Here is an 18,885-nt window from a genome sequence, read left to right as displayed (position 1 = left end):
CGCTCGGGTGATGGCAGGGACCCTTGTGTGCGCCGGACACGCGCACAACCATGGATCCATGTCACCCACCCCCACCTCATCCCCCACCCCACCCCCCGACCCGCACATACGCCCCAGCAGAAGAACCGTCCTGGCCGCGACGGCGGCTGCCGGGGCCGTCACGGTGGGGCCGTCCGCGGCGCCCGCCGCGTCCGCTGCGGCCATGCCGACGGCCGAGCTCGTGGACACGCCCGCGCGGTCCGCCGAGGCCGCGCCGCCGGGCTCGCGCCCGCCGGCCACCGCGCAGGCCCCCTCCCGTGAACTGCGCGCCCTGCTGAAGGAGATCGACGCGGACCGCATCGAGGCGACGGTCCGCAAACTCGTCTCCTTCGGCACCCGGCACACCCTCTCCACCCAGGACGACCCGGACCGCGGCATCGGCGCGGCCCGCGACTGGATCCTCGCGGAGATGCGCTCGTACGCCGCCGGGTCCGGTGGCCGGATGACGGCCGAACTCCAGTCGTACGTCCAGGAACCCGCGTCCCGTATCCCGACCGCGACTCGTATCACCAACGTGGTGGCGACCCTGCGGGGCTCGGTCACACCGGAGCGGGTGTACGTCGTCTCCGGGCACTACGACTCCCGCGTCACCGACGTCATGGACGCCACCTCGGACGCCCCGGGCGCGGACGACGACGCGTCCGGGGTCGCCGTGGCGATGGAACTGGCGCGGGTGATGGCGAAGCGCCGCCCGGCGTCGACGATCGTGTTCGCGGCTGTCGCGGGGGAGGAGCAGGGGCTATACGGGGCCGCGCACATGGCGTCCCGGTTCAAGGCGGCGGGCACGGATGTGCAGGCCATGTTCACGAACGACATCGTGGGCAGTTCGAAGGCGGACGACGGGACGAAGGACCCGTACACGATCCGTCTCTTCGCCGAGGGCGTGCCCACGTCGGAGACCCCCGAGCAGGCGGCGACGCGCCGGTCGGTGGGCGGCGAGAACGACTCGCCGTCGCGGCAGTTGGCGCGGTTCGTGCGTGACACCGGGGACAACTCGGCGACGGGTATGCATGTACGTGTCGTCTACCGCCGGGACCGGTACCGGCGGGGCGGTGACCACATCCCCTTCCTCGAACAGGGCTATGCGGCTGCGCGTTTCACCGAGCCGGCCGAGGATTTCGCGCACCAGCACCAGGACGTGCGGGTCGAGGGCGGCAAGCAATTCGGCGACCTGCCGGAGTTCTGCGACTTCCCCTTCACGGCCCGGGTCGCCCGTGTGAACGCGGCCGCGCTCTGGACGCTGGCCCAGGCCCCGGCCGCGCCGCGCAACGCGCGCATCCTGACGGCCGCGCTGACGAACTCCACGGAGCTGACCTGGAGCCGGGGCTCCGAGCCCGACTTGGCGGGCTACGAGGTCGTCTGGCGCGAGACCACGGCTCCCGAGTGGACCCACATCATCCCGGTCGGCGACGTGACCTCCCACGAGGTGGACCTGTCCAAGGACAACGTCTTCTTCGGAGTAAGAGCGGTAAACCGAGCGGGTCTACGGGGCCCGGTGTCATTCCCACTGCCCCAGGTATAACCCGTACTTTTCCTCGCCCCCGCCGCCCCTACCCATTCCCGTCCCTTACTCGGGGGCCAGCCCCCGAACCCCCGCTCCTCAAACGCCGGAGAGGCTAAAAGACTGCGCAGTTCCCCGCGCCCCCAGGTTTTCAGGGGCGCGGGGAACTGCGCACCTAGCCACGACTCACCCGCACGCATCCCACCCCGCAAGTCCCCACCCACCCAGCCCGTCCGGCGTTTGAGGACAAGGCCGTCCAGGCCGTTTCTCGCCCACCCACCCGCACTTCCCCACCCACCCCGAACCCCCAGCCCCTCCGGCGTTTGAGGAGCGGGGGTCTGGGGGCGGAGCCCCCAGAAAGGGACGGGAATGGGTAGGGGCGGCGGGGGCGAAGAAAGGTCTATCGGGGCTCGGGCGGTCGCTGGCGTGGCATGTTCGGGCGGGTGCCCGGGGGGAGCGGGGGGCGCCCGGGTGGGGCCGTGTCCACCCGTGGACCCCCGCCCGCGCCCGCCTGGATCGCCAGCGGCCCCGCCCCCGTCCGGAACTCCACCATCCAGTCCGACGTCTCCACCCGCACAAGCTCGGCCACATCCTCCGAGAACCGCCGAAGCACACCAAGACACCGCTCGGCAGCCTCCCCCGCGGTCCCCTCGGTGGGCCCGAGGACCTCCCGTACACACTCGGACGCCCAGTCGAACTGAAGTACCTGCAGCCGCCGCTGCACGGCCTGAGCCGTGGCCACATCCCTTATCCACCCGGCCGTCACCCCGAAGAAACGGTCCCCCGCCACACAGGCGACCCCGACGAGCAACCCCAGGTATCCAAAGACGGCACCCCCGCCCACCACCCCGGTGACATCGAGGAGAGGCAACGCGGCCCCGGCAAGAACCCCCACCGCGGCCCCGCCCCGCAACACCCGCGCCCCCCGCCGCTTCCACACCCGCTCGGCGAGATACCAGGACGCCGTGGTGAGCGCCCCCGCCTCCACCCACCGGTACAGCTCGTGGAGCCGCTCGGCCGGCTCACCCCAGTCCCCGAGAGGGAACGTACGCCCCATGAGATCGCTGGACCTCGGCCCGCCGGGCCCGAGCGCGCCCCGGCCGGGAACACCGCGTCGCGGACCGCTCCGCCCTGGTCCGCCGGGCCTGAACCCTCCCGGCCCAGGCCTCGGACCACCGGCCCTCGCACCATCACCCCGACCGTCCCCGTCCTGGGCCGACCCCTCGGGCTGCATGTCCGGCTGGCTCACCCGACGCTCCCTACTCGTGACGTTGCGTGACGGTAACGTGGCGCAAGGTTCACGAGATGCTGCTGCGCCGCACTCTTACTACCTCCCAATGGGTGGCGATGGACCCGGTTTCGGGGGTTTTCCGCTCGGACGTGGGCGTTGATCAGGTATAGGCCAATCCGCCGTCTCACTCGAAAGAGTGCTGGAGCGACGGCTCGGCAGACCACGTAGGCTCGTCCCAAGGCGGGAAAACCCTGCCGGACAGCCGTACACACAGCCGTACTCACAGCCGTACGAAACCAGGAGCTGATCGTGATTCCCGGTGGTGGCCAGCCCAATATGCAGCAGCTGCTCCAGCAGGCCCAGAAGATGCAGCAGGACCTCGCGAACGCGCAGGAGGAGCTGGCGCGGACGGAGGTCGAAGGACAGGCGGGCGGCGGCCTGGTGAAGGCGACGGTGACGGGCTCCGGCGAGCTGCGCGGCCTGGTCATCGACCCTAAGGCCGTGGACCCCGAGGACACCGAGACCCTCGCCGACCTGATCGTCGCGGCGGTCCAGGCGGCCAACGAGAACGCCCAGACCCTCCAGCAGCAGAAGCTCGGCCCGCTGGCCCAGGGCCTGGGTGGCGGCGGCATCCCCGGCCTGCCGTTCTAAGTCAACCCGGCGGTCCCTTCTAAGACGGCCGACCGCCAACTACCGTACGTACCAAGAGGGCAAGCGCGACTACGGTACGTACCGAACGAGCAGCGAACGAGCAGGGCGACGAGCAGGAACAGGAAGGCAATCCGTGTACGAAGGCGTGGTCCAGGACCTCATCGACGAACTGGGGCGGCTCCCCGGCGTCGGTCCCAAGAGCGCGCAGCGGATCGCCTTCCACATCCTCCAGGCCGAGCCGACGGACGTACGCCGTCTCGCCCAGTGCCTGATGGAGGTCAAGGCGAAGGTCCGCTTCTGCGCGACCTGCGGGAACGTGGCGCAGGAGGAGCTGTGCAACATCTGCCGCGACCCGCGCCGCGACCTCACGGTCATCTGTGTGGTCGAGGAGCCCAAGGACGTCGTCGCGATCGAGCGGACGCGTGAGTTCCGGGGCAAGTACCACGTCCTGGGCGGCGCGATCAGCCCGATCGAGGGCGTGGGCCCCGACGACCTGCGTATAAGGGAACTGCTCGCGCGCCTGGCGGACGGCACGGTCACGGAGCTCATCCTGGCCACGGACCCGAACCTGGAGGGCGAGGCCACGGCCACGTACCTCGCCCGCATGATCAAGCCCATGGGCCTCAGGGTCACCCGCCTCGCCAGCGGGCTGCCGGTGGGCGGTGACCTCGAGTACGCCGACGAGGTCACTCTGGGGCGCGCCTTCGAGGGAAGGCGGCTGCTGGATGTCTGAACGAGCAATTGGGACGAAGGTCCTGTCGAAGTCCTTGAGGAAGGCCGGCTTCTAGATGTCTGACGCCACGCTGCACGCGACGGGGCAGGACCCCGACAACTTCGCGGTCCAGATCGCGGACCAGGTGGAGAGCTTCCTCGTAGCGGTCACAGAGGTCGCCAAGGGCGACGAGCCGGACTCGGCGGTCCCCTTCCTCCTCCTGGAGGTCTCCCAGCTCCTGCTGGCCGGCGGCCGGCTGGGTGCGCACGAGGACATCGTCCCGGACGAGCGCTACGAGCCGGACCTCGGCCCCGAGCCGGACGTCGACGACATCCGCGAGCGCCTCGCGGAGATGCTCGACCCGGTCGACGTCTACTCCGAGGTCTTCGACCCGTACGAGCCCCGCAAGCCCCCGGTCCCGGCCCGTATCTCGGACGACCTGGCCGACGTCATGACGGACCTCCGTCACGGCATGGCCCACTACCGGGCGGGCCGCACCACCGAGGCCATGTGGTGGTGGCAGTTCTCGTACTTCTCCAACTGGGGCTCCACCGCCTCGGCCACCCTGCGCGCCCTCCAGTCCCTGGTCGCCCATGTCCGCCTGAACCAGCCCCTGGAGGAACTGGACGGTCTCGACACCGACCAGGACCTCAGCGAGGACGCCCTCGCGGAGGCGGCCGGCAAGGTGATGGCGGAGGAGATCGCGGGCCCGCTGGGCCTGCGCGAGGTCAAGTAGCCCCGGCCGCAGGCAAGTTGCTGCCGCGGCGCTCGCACAGCGCACTCACGCGCAGCGGAGGCCGAGCGTCGCGTGCAGCCGGTCCGGGTCGACGTACGGCGTGGTGGGCGTCGGCTCGCTGTACCACTGCAGCGGCCACGTGTTGCCGTCCAGCGCCGGAATCCCGATGTACGTGACCGTGCGGCTCCCCGCCCCGCCGAACCGCTGCACCCCCAGCGGCCAGGTGTGTGCCCTCGCGGATCCGGGCGCGAGCAGGAAGTACATCCACCGGAACCCGACCGCCTCGCAGACGACGGGCCCCGCGTCGCCGTCCGTCGCCTCGACGAGGTCCGCGGCGACCTGTTCCCCGCGTACGCCCTGGATACGGATCGTGTCGAAGTGGATGCCGGACAGGCGGAGTTGGTGGCCGGCGAGGGGGACCCACTCGGGACGGTAGTGGGGGAGTGCGTTCGTCATGGTCACACGATGGCGGTCGCGCAGCTACGCTCGGTAGTGACCGAGGAGATACACGCCGGGGTGTATCAGGCGGAGGTGGCCGCAGTGTCAGTCCAGTACAACTCCTCCACGCCGTCGCCGCTCAACTGGCGATACAGCGGCAACCAGTTGAAACGCTGGCGCACCAAAGCGAACGTGACCCGCGAGGAACTGGCCGCCGCCGCCAACTATTCACCGGACACCATCAAGTCCATGGAACAGGGCGTACGCATGCCGACGCCGCGCGTCCTGGACGCGGCGGACGAGTTGTGTCATGCGGAGGGGTTGCTGAGTGCGGCCAAGGACTATGTGAAGCGGGAGCCGTTCCCGGCGCGGGCGCAGGACTTCATGCTGTACGAGCGGGAAGCGGTCAGCATCTGGTCGTACGAAACGCTGCTGGTCCCCGGCCTGTTGCAGACGAAGGCCTATGCGACGGGGCTGATCGGCAACTTCAGCCCGCCGCTGGACGAGGAGACGGTCGAGGAGCGAGTCGCGGCGAGGATGGAGCGCCAGGAACTCCTCACCCGCAAGCCGCCGGTGGCCTGCAGTTATGTGCTGCACGAGGCAGTGCTGCGTGGCTGTCAGGTGGATCGGGAGCAGTTGCTCCACCTCCTGGAACTGGGGAAGCGCAACAACGTCACGATCCAGGTGCTCCCGTTCGACCGGGCGATCCCTGCCGCCCTCGGCGGCCCCATGGTGATGCTGGAGACGCACGACCACGAGCGCTTCGCGTACTCGACAGGCCAGTCGGTGAGTCAGTTCACGTCCGACCCAGGGGTGGTCAGCGCGCACATCGAGCGGCTTAGCATGATCCGCACCGTGGCTCTCGGCCCTGCTGAGTCGGCCGGTTTCATCGAGCGGATGGTGGACGCGCTATGAGCGAGCAACTGACGTGGTTCAAGTCCAGTCACAGCGACGCCGAGGGTGACAACTGCGTGTCAGTCGCCCTCACCCCCACCACAACCCACATACGTGACACCAAACTGGCCTTCGACAGCCCACAGTTGAAGGTACGGGCCCCCGCCTGGTCCGCCTTCATCTCAGCAACTCCCACAACCCTTTCCCCAGGGTCATGACCCCGCCCACCAACGCCAGCAGCAGGACCAGCAGGCGGGCCTGCCTCTCCGGTAGCCGTCCCGCGAGCCATCTGCCGATCGACCCTCCGACGACCATCCCCGCCACCACCAACGCCCACACAGGCGCGGCGAGTTGGGGCACCCCGTTCGCGGCGATGGAGAAGGCGTTCACCACCACCCCGTAGAACAGCGCGTTGGGCACGAACTCCCGTACGGTCCAGCCCGCGTTGAGGGCGTACAGGGATATCGGCGGGCCGCCGACGCCCGCCGCGGAGTTCATGAAGCCGCCGACCGCGCCCGCGGCCACCGCGCCGCCGCTTCCGCGCAGGGACGGTAGCCGGGCGCCCCGCATCACGAGGAGGACGGCGGCCGTCACCAGGGTGCCCATGCAGGCGAGCAGGACGGGCTCGGGGAGTCGGCGGGCCAGCCAGGTGCCCAGGGGGACCGTGCAGGCCGCCGCGGCGCACAGCGGCACCATCGCGCGCAGCCGGACCGCGCGCAGGCCGCCCGCGAGGCCGACCAGGCAGATGGCGCACGAGACGCAGTTGGCGAGGACGACACCCTGCGCCGGGTCGAGCAGCAGCACCAGCGCGGGCACGGCGACGAGCGCGAAGCCCATACCGGTGAGCCACTGCACACAGGAACCGAGCAGCACGATGCCGCTCAGCAGCAAACCGGCCTCCCAGCCACCCGCCATTGCCGAACCCTCTCCGTGACCTGCGCCTTTTGCTGTTTTGTACGAACGTTGTCCGTGCGCTGCATCTGCGCTGCACGGGGCCTAACCGGTGTGAAGCGAAGGTTGGATCACTCCCCCAGGGGAGCAAGTCCACCCCACCACACAGGAGTTGTGATGCAGCGTCACATACGGACCCGTGCAGCGATCGTCACCGTCGCCCTCGTGGCCGCCGGAGCCGTCACCGTCGGCGTCAGCCAGGCCGCGCCGGAGCAGCAGTCGAAGCCCTCCACCACCAAGCACGCGAAGAAGGCGTCCAAGGCGGAGATCGCCGCGCTGTTCGACGGCTGGAACGCGGCCCTGCAGACCGGAGACTCGAAGAAGGTCGCCGCCCGCTACGCCTCGGACGCCGTACTCCTGCCCACCGCCTCGCCCAAGATCCGTACGAACCACGCCGAGATCGTCGACTACTTCGACCACTTCCTGCTGAACAAGCCCAAGGGCACGAAGATCAAGTCCGTGATCAACGTCCTGGACGGCAACTCGGCGATCGACGCGGGGCTGTACGTCTTCAACCTGACCGACCCCAAGACCGGTGAGAAGAAGGACGTCGAGGCCCGCTACACGTACGAGTACGAGAAGCGCGGCGGCAAGTGGCTGATCGTCAACCACCACTCCTCGGTGCTGCCCGCCGCAGGCTGAACCGGACGCACAGCCCCCCACCAGGGGCGTCCCGCAGCGCCACCGTACCGCCGTCATCCGTGACCAGCTGCTTGACGATGGCCAGGCCGAGCCCCGAGCCGGCCCGGCCCGTCAGGCCCTGGCCGCGCCAGAAGCGGTCGAAGGCGCGGGACTTCTCCGCGTCGGACATGCCGGGCCCCTGGTCCAGCACCGACATCACGACCTCGTCGGGGTGGGACGACACCTCCACGGTGATCGTCCCGCCGTCCGGTGAGACCTCCAGAGCATTCGACAGGACGTTGTCCAGCACCTGGTCCAAGTGACCCGGGCTGGCCAGCACGAACGGCCGGCCGCCGGCAACTCCCCCCAGAGCGACGGTGACTCCGCGCTCGTCGGCGGCCGGTCTCCACACCGCGAAGCGCTCCTCGATCACGTCGAGCAGCGACAGCGGTTCGGCCGCGGACACCTTCGCCTCCGCGCGCGCGAGCACCAGCAGCCCGTTCACCAGGCGGCTCATCCGGACCACCTCGGAGGTGGCCTGCTCCACGTCCTCCCGTACGAACTCGTCGTCGGTGCCGTCCGCGATGTTGTCCAGGGAGAGGCGCAGTGCCGTCAGCGGCGTACGCAGCTGGTGGGAGGCGTCGGCGACGAAGATCCGCTGGGCGGCGACCAGGCTGTCGAGGCGTTCGCCGGCCGAGTTGAGGGTGCGAGCCAGTTGCTGGGTCTCGTGCGGGCCCTCCACCGGCGAGCGTGCCGTCAGGTCGCCGTCGCTGAAACGGGTCGCCATGTCGTTGAGCTGGCGGAGCGGGCGGGTGAGGCGGCGGGCCACGAAGGCGCCGATGAAGGCGGCCACGGCCAGCACGCCGACCGCGAGTATGGCCCGGAAGCCCCAGATGTTCCACAGCCGGCTGCTGAGGTCGGAGGTCGCGTACTTGATGCGTACCGCGCCCACGGTCTGGTTCTTGTCGTCCGCCGACTCGGCCGGCACGGTCACCACGAGGTGCCGCCCCCAGACGAAGGAGGAGCCCCAGTCGACCGTCGGCTCATGGTCCTTGAGGGCCCGCGTGATCGCCTTGTCGTCCGCGGGGAGGGGGAGCGAAGCCACCGCCGCGCCGTCGGCGTCGGTCACCTGGACGGTGCCGGGGGTGTCCTGGGAGTAGGCCCCGGCCATCCGCACCAGCGCCTGCCGAGAGGACGCGTCCCCCTCGCCCAGCAGCAGCGCCATGGTGGTGGCCTCACGTTCCACCGACTCCTCGGTGTCCCCGCGCAGCTGCGCGGTCAGCGTGAAGGCCACCGGCACGGTGAAGGCGGCCAGCGCGATCGCCACCAGGAGTACGTAACTGACGATCAGCTGCCGGATCATGAGGAGGCGTCACCCTTGTTGCCGCCGGCGCTGGCGCTGTTCCCGCCGTCGCTGCTCGTGCCGCCGTCGCCGCGGTCGCCGTCCTTGTCGATCTCCAGGCGGAAGCCGACCCCGCGGACCGCCTCGATCGTGATCGCGCCCGCGAGCTTCCGCCGCAGCGCCGCCACATGCACGTCCAGCGTCTTGGTCGGCCCGAACCAGTTCGCGTCCCAGACCGCTTCCATGATCTGTTCGCGCGACATCAGCGCGCCCGGCTCCTCGGTGAGGAAGGCCAGCAGGTCGTACTCCTTGGGCGCGAGCGCGACCTCCTCGCCGTCCAGCCGGACGCGGGCCGCCTTGCGGTCGACGGTCAGCCGGGACCCGTACCGATCCGGTCCGGCCGCCGCGGCCTCGGCCGCCGTACGCGGCTGGGCGCGCCGCATCACCGCCCTTATCCGCGCGATGACCTCGCGCACTCCGAACGGCTTGGTGACGTAGTCGTCGGCGCCGAGCTCCAGGCCGACCACCCGGTCCGTCTCGTCGCTGCGCGCGCTGATCACGATGATCGGCACGTCACCGCGCTCGCGCAGCGCCTTGCAGACGTCCAGACCGTCGGTGTCGGGCAGCCCGAGATCGAGCAGCACCACGTCGTACGGATCCTCGTGGGCCAGGGCGTCACCGCCCGTGGCGACCCAGGCCACCTCGAAGCCGTAACGCAGCAGCCCGCGCCGGAGCGACTGGGCTACCGGCTCGTCGTCTTCCACCAGGAGTACGCGCACAGGCGGAACCCTAATGCTTGAAATTCAACTGCTTGAAAATTAACGCGACGGCTCGTGAGTGTGACGCGGCGCACTTTCCGAGTGAGGTGCGTCCGGGCAGGGCAGATGCGGTCCTGGAGCGGCCGAAGGGCCGGTGGACGGAAGCCGACCGATCGGACGACCGAAAGCCGGACGGACCCGGGTGATCAACTCGTGAGCGGGACATCTCACGATGCGATATCGCCGGGGTGGAATTCGGCCGCTCGTTAGACTGAGCCGACCGCAGTCGTGCGGTACGAGACGGACTGAGCGAGGAGCGCACGTGGGCCTTGTCGTGCAGAAGTACGGAGGCTCCTCCGTAGCCGATGCCGAGGGCATCAAGCGTGTCGCCAAGCGGATCGTCGACGCCAAGAAGAACGGCCATCAGGTCGTTGTCGTGGTGTCGGCGATGGGTGACACGACGGATGAGCTGATCGATCTCGCCGAGCAGGTATCCCCGATCCCTGCCGGGCGTGAGTTCGACATGCTGCTGACCGCAGGAGAGCGGATCTCCATGGCCCTGCTGGCCATGGCGATCAAAAACCTGGGCCACGAGGCCCAGAGCTTCACCGGCAGCCAGGCAGGCGTGATCACCGACTCCGTCCACAACAAAGCGCGCATCATCGATGTCACGCCCGGCCGCATCAGGACCGCGCTGGACGAGGGCAACATCGCCATCGTCGCCGGGTTCCAGGGCGTGAGCCAGGACAAGAAGGACATCACCACGCTGGGCCGGGGCGGGTCCGACACGACCGCCGTCGCGCTCGCCGCCGCCCTCGACGCCGAGGTCTGCGAGATCTACACGGACGTCGACGGTGTGTTCACCGCCGACCCGCGCGTGGTGAAGAAGGCACGGAAGATCGACTGGATCTCCTCCGAGGACATGCTGGAGCTCGCCGCCTCCGGCTCCAAGGTGCTGCTGCACCGCTGCGTCGAGTACGCACGCCGTTACAACATCCCGATCCACGTCCGCTCGTCCTTCTCGGGACTGCCGGGCACCTGGGTCAGCAACGAGAATCCGCAAGGGGACGCGCAGGTGGAGCACGCCATCATCTCCGGAGTCGCGCACGACATCTCCGAAGCCAAGATCACGGTCGTCGGCGTCCCGGACAAGCCGGGCGAGGCCGCGGTGATCTTCCGCGCCATCGCGAACGCCGAGATCAACATCGACATGATCGTGCAGAACGTGTCGGCGGCCTCCACGGGTCTTACCGACATCTCCTTCACCCTCCCCAAGACCGAGGGCCACAAGGCCATCGAGGCCCTGGAGAAGGCGAAGGGCGCGATCGGCTTCGACTCGCTGCGCTACGACGACCAGATCGGCAAGATCTCCCTGGTCGGCGCCGGGATGAAGACCAACCCGGGCGTCACCGCCTCGTTCTTCCAGGCGCTGTCCGACGCGGGCGTCAACATCGAGCTGATCTCGACCTCTGAGATCCGCATCTCGGTGGTGACCCGCCAGGACGACGTCAACGAGGCCGTGCGCGCCGTGCACAGCGCCTTCGGGCTCGACTCCGACAGCGACGAGGCAGTCGTCTACGGAGGCACCGGCCGCTGATGGCCAAGACTGTGGGACCCGGGACCGTGCGACCCGGGTCCGTGGGGCCGACGCTCGCGGTCGTGGGAGCGACCGGGGCCGTCGGCACTGTGATGCTCCAGATCCTGTCCCAGCACGCGGACATCTGGGGCGAGATCCGCCTCATCGCCTCCCCGCGCTCGGCCGGCCGCAAGCTGGCCGTGCGCGGTGAGCAGGTCGAGGTGGTGGCCCTGACGGAGGAGGCCTTCGACGGGGTCGACGTCGCCATGTTCGACGTACCCGACGAGGTCGCCGAGCGCTGGGCGCCGCTGGCCGCGTCCAAGGGTGCGATCGTCGTCGACAACTCCGGCGCCTTCCGGATGGACCCCGAGGTGCCCCTGGTGGTGCCGGAGGTCAATCCGCACGCCGCCCGGGTGCGCCCGCGCGGCATCATCGCGAACCCCAACTGCACCACCCTGTCCATGATCGTGGCCCTGGGCGCGCTGCACGCCGAGTTCGGCCTGCGCGAGCTGGTGGTCTCCTCGTACCAGGCGGTGAGCGGGGCCGGGCGCCGCGGTGTCGACACCCTGCGCCAGCAGCTCGCGCTCGTCGCCGGTACGGAACTGGGGACGACCCCCGGTGACGTACGCAGGGCCGTGGGAGACAACACGGGCCCCTTCCCGGAGCCGGTGGCGCTCAACGTGGTGCCGTGGGCCGGGACCGTGCGCGAGGACGGCTGGTCCTCGGAGGAGATGAAGGTGCGGGACGAGTCCCGCAAGATCCTCGGACTGCCGAACCTGCCCGTCGCCGTCACCTGCGTACGTGTGCCGGTCGTCACCACGCACTCGCTGACCGTCCACGCCCGCTTCCAGGGCGAGGTGACGGTCGACCGGGCGCGGGAGATCATCGCCACAGCGCCCGGTGTCGTGCTCTTCGACAATCCGGCGGCGGGGGAGTTCCCGACGCCGGCCGACGTGGTGGGCACGGACCCCACCTGGGTGGGACGGGTGCGGCGGGCGCTCGACGATCCGACGGCGCTGGAGCTCTTCGTCTGCGGGGACAACCTGCGCAAGGGGGCCGCGCTGAACACGGCCCAGATTGCGGAACTGGTGGCGGCCGAGCTGGGTTGAGGGTGACTCGGGCGCGCGGCTGCCGCGGCTGCCGTCCTGTGGTGTCACAGCGCTGCGAGGGGCTTTCGACCGGAAATTTTCTGGTCGAAAGTTGAATCGTTTGTAGGATCTGTGTGACTTTCATGGTCGGAAAATGGTCCGGACCACTTGAATCGAGGCTTCCGACGACCGAGGCTTCTGGCGTTCGAAGATTTTCCTCCCCGTTCTCCGCAACCGCGCGGAGGGCGGGGAGCGTCTTTGCGGTCGCCCTTCAGGGGGCGTCCGGACGCCACGTTCATATGGGGCATAGGGGATGAGCTTTTACGTATGAGGGCATTTGACGCACTGTCTGGCGTGCAGCCTGACGCAAAAGTGATGCCTGTCGCGTACAACCCCAACGGGGGGATGCGTGTCCAACTGGCGTGGCTGAGGTACTCGAATTCACTGTGGCGGCGCGGGGCACGACCCTGCGCCCGCCCCGCCGACCCCGCATGTCCGGCGCGTCCGGCGGCGGCATGCCGGTGATCGCCCCCATGCCCGCAGCGCGCCCGACCCGCCTGCCGAACCAGCGCGAGGGCGCCGACGAAGCCCTGGCGGCCGGCACGACCGTCGACCATCTCACCGAGACCTATCGCGCCCACTACAGATCGCTCCTCGGTCTCGCGGCGCTCCTCCTCGACGACACCGCCTCCTGCGAGGACGTCGTCCAGGAGGCCTTCATCCGGGTGCACTCGGCGCGCAAGCGCGTGCGTGACCAGGAGAAGACGCTCGCCTATCTGCGGCAGACCGTCGTCAACCTCTCGCGCTCGGCCCTGCGTCGGCGCATCCTCGGTCTGAAGCTCCTCTCCAAGCCCATGCCCGACATGGCGAGCGCGGAGGAGGGTGCGTACGACCTGCTTGAGCGTGACGCCCTGATCAAGGCGATGAAGGGGCTCCAGAGGCGCCAGCGCGAGGTCCTCGTCCTGCGGTACTTCGCGGACATGACCGAGGCGCAGGTGGCCGAGACGCTCGGCATCTCGCTGGGTTCGGTGAAGGCGTACGGCTCGCGCGGCATCGCGGCGCTCCGTGTCGCCATGGAGGCGCCGGCATGAGCGCGAAAGACGAGCGGGCACGCCATGATGAGTACGGTCGCGGCTACAGCGACGACAACGAGCACGACCAGCACGCTGGGAACGGAATTGTGAATCACGGCGCCTCGGAGAATTCGGGCCCGGAAGAATCGGGTGTCTCGGACACGGACGGCCGCTCGGCGGACCACCCGTCCGGCGCTTCGCCGCGCTCGACGCAGTCCTCGGGCCCTTCGGGTGCGGCGGGCCAGTCGGACCCTTCGGCCCACTCGACCCGTTCGGCCCACTCGGACACGGATGCCGCGGGCCCCGAGTCGGAGGACTCGGGCGGGTTCGGTGCCGACGGCCTCACGCTGGGGGCGCTCGGGTCCGACGAACTGGCCCTGCGGCGGCTCCTGCACCAGGCCGTCGAGGAGATCGAGCCGACCGACGGCACGCTGGACCATCTGCGGCGCGCGGTACCGGCCAGGCGGGCACGCAAGCGCCAGGCCGTCGTCGGCATGGCTGCCGCCGCGCTCTTCATCGGCACGGCCGTCCCGGCCCTCATCCATGTCTCGAACTCCACCGGCCCCAATGCCGACCCGTCCATCGCGGGCAACGCCTCGCAGACCCAGGGCGGCGCGAACGAGGGCAAGCAGGCCGGCGCGGGGGGCGGCTCCGGCGGCTCCTCGGGCCAGGACAACGACAAGGGCAAGGGCGACAAGACGGACAAGCCCGGCAAGGGCAAGGGGGACAACGGCGGCACCGCAGGCGCCCAGCCGTCGGCCTCCGCCGCGAACGTGCCCGCCTGTACGTCCCTGCAGCTCGGCAGCGCCTCCGGGAGCGCCGGCTCGCCCGACGCCAACGGCGCGGTCTACGGCACCTTCCGGGTCACCAACGTCTCCGCCGCCAGCTGTACGGTCTCCGGCGACGGCTCGGTCGCCCTGGCCGCCCAGGGAGCGGCGAGCTCGTCCGCGATCGGCACGGCCCTGCACGCCACGGGTGACGCGGCGGCCGGACTGCCCGACCAGTCCACGTACGCCGCCGCGCTGGTGCTCCAGCCGGGCTCGGCCTACGAGGTCGAGTTCGCCTGGGTGCCGTCGAGCACCTGTCCGACCACCGGTGGCAGCACCGGCGGCGAGCCCTCGCCCGACCCGACGCCGACCAGCACCACCGGCGACAGCGGCGGTACGACCTCCGAGGGCACCAGCGGCGTGAGCTCGCAGCTCATGAAGGAGGACGGAGCCGCCGACGGAAGCGTCGTCGTCTCCTACTCGGCCGAGGGCGGCGGCCCCACGGTGTCCACGACCGTGTCCAACGCGTGCGCCGGGACGGTCTACCGGACCGGGGTGCTGGCCGGGTCCTGAGGCCCGGCCGGGGCCCTTGCGGTCCTCCGGGGCCCCTTGCGGTCCTCTGGGGTCCCCTGCGGTCCTGGGGTTCGGAGATCCCTCGGGGCCCGAGGTCCGGTTGGGCCGGGGCGGCCGAGGCGCCTTGCGGTCCGGTCGGGCCGCGTCAGGCGGTGGGAGAGGCTGACACCTTCGTGTTGTCCGCGGTGGTGGATGTGGCGGCGTCCTCGCCGTCGCTGTCCTGGCCCGGGGGAGTGCCCTCGCCGTCGTCCTCGACGAGGCCCAGTTCCGCGTCCTGTGCGAACTCCACCTCGCGCCGGATCAGCCGGAACCACATGAAGACCACGAAGCCCGCGAAGACGAACCACTCGCCGGTGTAGCCCAGGTTCTGGAACGCCTTCAGGTCCAGGCCCGTGTCCGCCGGAGCCGCCGCGGGCACCGCCTTCATCCCCGCGTCGGCCTTGGCGAGCGTGACCCATGCGTCGTACACGTCGTACGGCACGAGGTTCACCAGCGCCGCCGAGCTGATCGCGCCGGTCTGGCCGGCGGGGAGACCACCGGCCGCGGGCACGCCGTTCGAACCGGGTGTCTCCGACGCCTGCAGCGCGCCGGTCACGGTGACCTCACCGGTCGGAGCGGCCGGGGCCTTCGAGGGGTCCGCGGCTCCGGGGAGCCACCCCCGGACCACCGGCAGGGCCCTGCCGTCATCCGTACGCAGCAACGTCAGAACGTAGAAGCCGCGCTTGTCGTCCAGCTCCCGGCCCGGCACGAGCAACTGCTTCCCGTACCGGCCCTTCGCAGTGGTCTGCTTGCCGGACGTCTCCTTGTCCACGGGCAGTAGCTCGGCGAGCGGCCTGGCCGGATCCGTCTTGGCCGCCGTGGCCTGCTCGCCCGCGTCACGGTGGTCCTGGACCCGGTCCTCGAACCGGCTCAACTGCCATGACCCCATGAAGATGCAGAAGGGGATGGCCAACAGCACGAAGACGTTGATCCCCCACCAGCGGGGCGTCAGCAGGAACCGGTACACAACCTCAAAGGTACGGGGCCCTCGCGGGAGGCTCGGCCGAGGGGGTGCCTCTCGACCGACCCGCCCCACGAGGGGACCCGTGCGCTCACTTGCCCAGGTGCCGCTCCGCGAAGTCCAGCTCCAGACGGACCTGCTTGATCCGCTCGTCCACGACCAGCGAACCGTGCCCCGCGTCATAGCGGTACACCTCGTGGACGGCGTCGCGCGCGGCGAGTCTGGTCACGTAGTTCTCGACCTGACGGATCGGGCAGCGCGGGTCGTTGACCCCGGCGGAGATGTAGATGGGGGCCTTCACCGCGTCGACGTACGTCAGCGGGGACGACGCCTCGAAGCGCTCCGGGACCTCCTCCGGTGTGCCGCCGAGCAGCGTGCGGTCCATCGCCTTCAGGGCCTCCATCTCGTCGTGGTACGCCGTGACGTAGTCCGCGACCGGCACCGCCGCGATGCCGAGCGCCCACGCCTCGGGCTGCATACCGACGCCGAGCAGCGTGAGGTAGCCGCCCCAGGAGCCGCCGGTGAGGATCAGCCGGTCCGGGTCGGCGAGACCGGACGAGACCGCCCACTCCCGTACCGCCGCGATGTCCTCCAGCTCGATCAGGCCGACGCGGTGCTTGAGCGCGTCCGTCCACTCGCGCCCGTAGCCCGTGGAGCCGCGGTAGTTGACCCGGACCACCATGTACCCGTGGTCCACCCAGGCCGCCGGGCCCGCCGCGAACGAGTCGCTGTCGTGCCAGGTCGGGCCGCCGTGGATGTCGAAGACGGTCGGCAGGGGACCCGTCACCCCGGCCGGCCGCTGGACGAGGGCGTGGATACGCCCGCCGGGACCGGTCACCCACTCGTCCTGGACGGACACAGACGCCGGGGCCTTCATACCGGGCGGGTCGAGGACGACCTCGCCGGACGTCGAGCGGACCACCGGCGGCTCGGCGGCCGACGACCACAGATACTCAACGCTGCCGTCCGGGCGGGCCGTCGCTCCCGACACCGTGCCCTTCGGCGTGTGCACCTGCTCCAGGCCGCGGGTCGCCAGGTCGTACCGCCACAACTGGCTGCGCGCCTCGAAGCTGTTCACCACGAGCAGCGCGGAACCGTCCGGATACCACTCGGCGCTCAGGTCGCCGTCCAGGCGGGCGGCCAGCGCCAGGTCCGTCTCCTCGCCGGACGCCGCGTCCCACACCATCGGCTCCCAGCGGCCCCGCCGCTGATGCCCGACGAGCAGCCGGGTGTCCCCGTCGACCGGGGCGAAGCCGAGCACCTCCAGGCCGAGCTCGGCCGTGCCGCCCTTGGTGTCGTCGAGCTCCGCGACCGCCGAGCCGTCCATCCGCAGCACCCGCACCGCCGAGTGCATCGCGTCACCGTGCTCGGTGTGCTCGATCGCGATCAGCGATCCGTCGTGCGAGAGATCGCCGACGCCCGCCGACTCGCGGTGCCGGTAGACCTCGACGGGGTCCTGGCCGATCCGGCTGACATAGATCGTCGAGCCGTCCTCGTCGGTCGACCGGCCGACGATCGCCGTCCGTCCGTCCCGGCCGAGCGCGAGCCCCGCGGGATAGGAGGGGTCGAGCCCGGGAGCCGCGGGCTCGTCGAGAACGGGCGCGCCGCCCTTGTCGCCCTTGCCATCCTTGTCGCCGGACCCGGCGAACGGCTGGCGTCGCCAGATCCCGAACTCGTCGCCGTCCTTGTCGTCGAACCACCAGATCCACTCGCCGTCCGGCGACATCACGCCGTCCGTCGTCCCGTTGGGCCGGTCCGTGACCTGGCGCTGGTCGCCCGTCTCACGGTCCCACGCGTACAACTCGTACGTCCCTGTCGCGTTCGACACGAACAAGGACCGGTGCGGCGCGTCCTCCGCCCAGTCCGGCAAGGACACCCGCGGCGCCCGGAAGCGCTTTTCCCAGTCCGGCATGCTTCCCTCGTGCGGGACGGACCCGTTGCTCTCAGTCATGGCCCCATACTGCCCGCACTGGACGACAATGCGCTCCCAAGGTCCTCAGCCTGTGGAAAACTCCGCGGACCGAACCCGTCGCGGCAGGGGCAATGTCCGGGTCCGTGCAGGTCAGGGCCGATTGTCAGTGGCCGGGTGCACTATGGCGCCATGACCTCATCGACCGATCCGCGCACAACAGATCTGCGCGAAACAGTGGAGAGCTTCTGGGCCGCGGCCGAGGACAGGAACTGGACGGCTTTCGCGGACACCCTCGCGGAGGACGTCGTCTACACCCTTCCCCAGACGCGCGAGCGCGTCAGCGGGCGGGAGAGGTACGTCGAGTTCAACCGCGAGTATCCCGGCGACTGGCATCTGAGGATCGAGCGCATAGTCGCCGAGCCCGGCCAGGTCGTCACCTGGCTCCACTTCACGGTGGGCCTGGACGAGATGTACGGGATCTCGTTCTTCACGGGTGACGCCGAGGGCCGCGTGCTGACGATCACGGACTTCTGGCCCGAGCCGTATGAACCGCCGGTGGGGCGGGAGCACTTGGTGGAGCGTTACTGATCGGTGGGGCGCTGAGGGGAGCCGTCTCCATTGTTCCGGGCTGGGGCTGGGGCTTCGCCTCGGGCTTGGGTTTCGGCTTGGGCTCGGGCCGGCGTGCCTATGACCACCACCGCGACCCCGCTGTCCAGGTCGACGCGTGTCCGGTGCGGGGGCGCGCCGTCCTCCTCGTCGTCCCGGAGCACGAGGGCGGACTCCCGCTCCTTGAGTTCGTTCTGCTTGCCCGGTGACAGCGCGCCGTGCAGCTGCTCGAAGCCGGTGGCCGACACCTGTCCGACCCGCGCCCCGTTGTGCCAGGGCAGCACCCCGGCCCGCCCGGCGCGCAACATCAACTGATCGACGAACGCGATGACCGTCAGCAGGATGACCAGCCCGGGAAGGGAGGCGAACACGGCGAATTCCATCGGCCCATTGTGGGGCGGGTCGCGCCGCGGGGA

At 70.2% G+C, this 18,885-nt stretch carries 19 protein-coding genes and 1 pseudogene; 12 read left to right on the top strand and 8 right to left on the bottom strand.

Annotation, left to right across the window (positions count from 1 at the left end):
• The first annotated feature begins 58 nt into the window (after nt 1–58).
• Complete coding sequence (locus ACN20J_RS23005) at nt 59–1,561, top strand: M20/M25/M40 family metallo-hydrolase (protein WP_419666664.1); 1,503 nt, start codon at nt 59–61, stop codon at nt 1,559–1,561.
• A 379-nt stretch (nt 1,562–1,940) separates the two neighbouring features.
• On the opposite strand, the gene ACN20J_RS23000 is transcribed toward ACN20J_RS23005, so the two are convergent.
• On the bottom strand, nt 1,941–2,789 hold the full coding sequence (locus ACN20J_RS23000) for an SLATT domain-containing protein (RefSeq protein WP_419666663.1): 849 nt from the start codon (nt 2,787–2,789) through the stop codon (nt 1,941–1,943).
• Nucleotides 2,790–3,080: 291 nt separating this feature from the next.
• Between ACN20J_RS23000 and ACN20J_RS22995 the strand changes: the two genes are divergently transcribed.
• From ACN20J_RS22995 to ACN20J_RS22985, 3 genes are all read left to right on the top strand, one after another.
• Nucleotides 3,081–3,422, top strand: a complete 342-nt coding sequence (locus ACN20J_RS22995; protein WP_079053092.1) for a YbaB/EbfC family nucleoid-associated protein — start codon at nt 3,081–3,083, stop codon at nt 3,420–3,422.
• Nucleotides 3,423–3,555: 133 nt separating this feature from the next.
• On the top strand, nt 3,556–4,155 hold the full coding sequence (gene recR / locus ACN20J_RS22990; protein ID WP_055613476.1) for a recombination mediator RecR: 600 nt from the start codon (nt 3,556–3,558) through the stop codon (nt 4,153–4,155).
• A 55-nt stretch (nt 4,156–4,210) separates the two neighbouring features.
• Nucleotides 4,211–4,870 carry a DUF5063 domain-containing protein gene (locus ACN20J_RS22985; RefSeq protein ID WP_189843261.1) on the top strand — a complete coding sequence of 220 codons (660 nt, stop codon included), beginning with the start codon at nt 4,211–4,213 and terminating at the stop codon, nt 4,868–4,870.
• Nucleotides 4,871–4,915: 45 nt separating this feature from the next.
• Here ACN20J_RS22985 and ACN20J_RS22980 read toward each other — a convergent pair whose 3' ends face one another.
• Nucleotides 4,916–5,326, bottom strand: coding sequence for a hypothetical protein (locus ACN20J_RS22980; protein WP_307888730.1), 411 nt, complete (start codon nt 5,324–5,326; stop codon nt 4,916–4,918).
• 9 nt (nt 5,327–5,335) lie between these two features.
• Between ACN20J_RS22980 and ACN20J_RS22975 the strand changes: the two genes are divergently transcribed.
• Together ACN20J_RS22975 and ACN20J_RS22970 are read left to right on the top strand one after the other, a co-directional pair.
• On the top strand, nt 5,336–6,223 hold the full coding sequence (locus ACN20J_RS22975) for a helix-turn-helix domain-containing protein (protein ID WP_362299876.1): 888 nt from the start codon (nt 5,336–5,338) through the stop codon (nt 6,221–6,223).
• Nucleotides 6,220–6,420, top strand: a complete 201-nt coding sequence (locus ACN20J_RS22970; RefSeq protein WP_362299873.1) for a DUF397 domain-containing protein — start codon at nt 6,220–6,222, stop codon at nt 6,418–6,420. The genes ACN20J_RS22975 and ACN20J_RS22970 overlap by 4 nt, the downstream gene beginning before the upstream one ends.
• Here ACN20J_RS22970 and ACN20J_RS22965 read toward each other — a convergent pair.
• Complete coding sequence (locus ACN20J_RS22965) at nt 6,380–7,117, bottom strand: sulfite exporter TauE/SafE family protein (protein ID WP_362299870.1); 738 nt, start codon at nt 7,115–7,117, stop codon at nt 6,380–6,382. The two genes, ACN20J_RS22970 and ACN20J_RS22965, sit on opposite strands and share 41 nt — an antisense overlap.
• 153 nt (nt 7,118–7,270) lie before the next feature.
• On the opposite strand from ACN20J_RS22965, the gene ACN20J_RS22960 reads away from it, so the two are divergent.
• Nucleotides 7,271–7,795: an SgcJ/EcaC family oxidoreductase gene (locus tag ACN20J_RS22960; protein WP_362299868.1), complete on the top strand. Its 525-nt coding sequence runs from the start codon at nt 7,271–7,273 to the stop codon at nt 7,793–7,795.
• Here the strand turns inward: ACN20J_RS22960 and ACN20J_RS22955 are convergent.
• Entirely contained in the window at nt 7,758–9,137 is a 1,380-nt protein-coding gene (locus ACN20J_RS22955) for a sensor histidine kinase (protein WP_419666662.1), read from the bottom strand. The two genes, ACN20J_RS22960 and ACN20J_RS22955, sit on opposite strands and share 38 nt — an antisense overlap.
• Nucleotides 9,134–9,895: a response regulator transcription factor gene (locus ACN20J_RS22950; RefSeq protein ID WP_362001591.1), complete on the bottom strand. Its 762-nt coding sequence runs from the start codon at nt 9,893–9,895 to the stop codon at nt 9,134–9,136. Before ACN20J_RS22950 ends, ACN20J_RS22955 begins: the two co-directional genes overlap by 4 nt.
• A gap of 301 nt (nt 9,896–10,196) precedes the next feature.
• Between ACN20J_RS22950 and ACN20J_RS22945 the strand changes: the two genes are divergently transcribed.
• The 4 genes from ACN20J_RS22945 to ACN20J_RS22930 all read left to right on the top strand — a co-directional run bounded on the left by ACN20J_RS22945 (nt 10,197) and on the right by ACN20J_RS22930 (nt 14,951).
• The gene (locus tag ACN20J_RS22945) at nt 10,197–11,471 is read left to right on the top strand and encodes an aspartate kinase (RefSeq protein ID WP_361893361.1); all 1,275 of its coding nucleotides are present in this window, start codon (nt 10,197–10,199) and stop codon (nt 11,469–11,471) included.
• On the top strand, nt 11,471–12,559 hold the full coding sequence (locus ACN20J_RS22940) for an aspartate-semialdehyde dehydrogenase (RefSeq protein ID WP_189843252.1): 1,089 nt from the start codon (nt 11,471–11,473) through the stop codon (nt 12,557–12,559). The genes ACN20J_RS22945 and ACN20J_RS22940 overlap by 1 nt, the downstream gene beginning before the upstream one ends.
• A 401-nt stretch (nt 12,560–12,960) precedes the next feature.
• The gene (locus ACN20J_RS22935; RefSeq protein ID WP_190230573.1) at nt 12,961–13,629 is read left to right on the top strand and encodes a SigE family RNA polymerase sigma factor; all 669 of its coding nucleotides are present in this window, start codon (nt 12,961–12,963) and stop codon (nt 13,627–13,629) included.
• Nucleotides 13,626–14,951 (top strand): hypothetical protein, encoded by a 1,326-nt coding sequence (locus ACN20J_RS22930; protein ID WP_419666661.1) that lies wholly within the window; start codon nt 13,626–13,628, stop codon nt 14,949–14,951. Before ACN20J_RS22935 ends, ACN20J_RS22930 begins: the two co-directional genes overlap by 4 nt.
• A 145-nt stretch (nt 14,952–15,096) precedes the next feature.
• Here ACN20J_RS22930 and ACN20J_RS22925 read toward each other — a convergent pair whose 3' ends face one another.
• Entirely contained in the window at nt 15,097–15,957 is an 861-nt protein-coding gene (locus tag ACN20J_RS22925; protein WP_419666660.1) for an SURF1 family protein, read from the bottom strand.
• An 85-nt stretch (nt 15,958–16,042) separates the two neighbouring features.
• A complete protein-coding gene (locus ACN20J_RS22920) occupies nt 16,043–17,902 on the bottom strand; it encodes a S9 family peptidase (RefSeq protein ID WP_419666659.1) in 1,860 nt (619 codons plus the stop codon).
• A gap of 150 nt (nt 17,903–18,052) precedes the next feature.
• On the opposite strand from ACN20J_RS22920, the gene ACN20J_RS22915 reads away from it, so the two are divergent.
• Complete coding sequence (locus ACN20J_RS22915) at nt 18,053–18,451, top strand: nuclear transport factor 2 family protein (protein WP_189843248.1); 399 nt, start codon at nt 18,053–18,055, stop codon at nt 18,449–18,451.
• Between the two features lie 104 nt (nt 18,452–18,555).
• Here ACN20J_RS22915 and ACN20J_RS22910 read toward each other — a convergent pair.
• Nucleotides 18,556–18,852 (bottom strand): annotated as a pseudogene (locus ACN20J_RS22910) (DUF6191 domain-containing protein); the annotation flags it as partial.
• Nucleotides 18,853–18,885: the final 33 nt, after the last annotated feature.

The organism is Streptomyces sp. 2-1, assembly GCF_048564895.1.
Classification (GTDB): Bacteria; Actinomycetota; Actinomycetes; order Streptomycetales; family Streptomycetaceae; genus Streptomyces; species Streptomyces phaeochromogenes.
The sequence above is the reverse complement of the archived record's forward strand: the minus strand, read 5'-3'. Positions and strand labels throughout refer to the sequence as shown.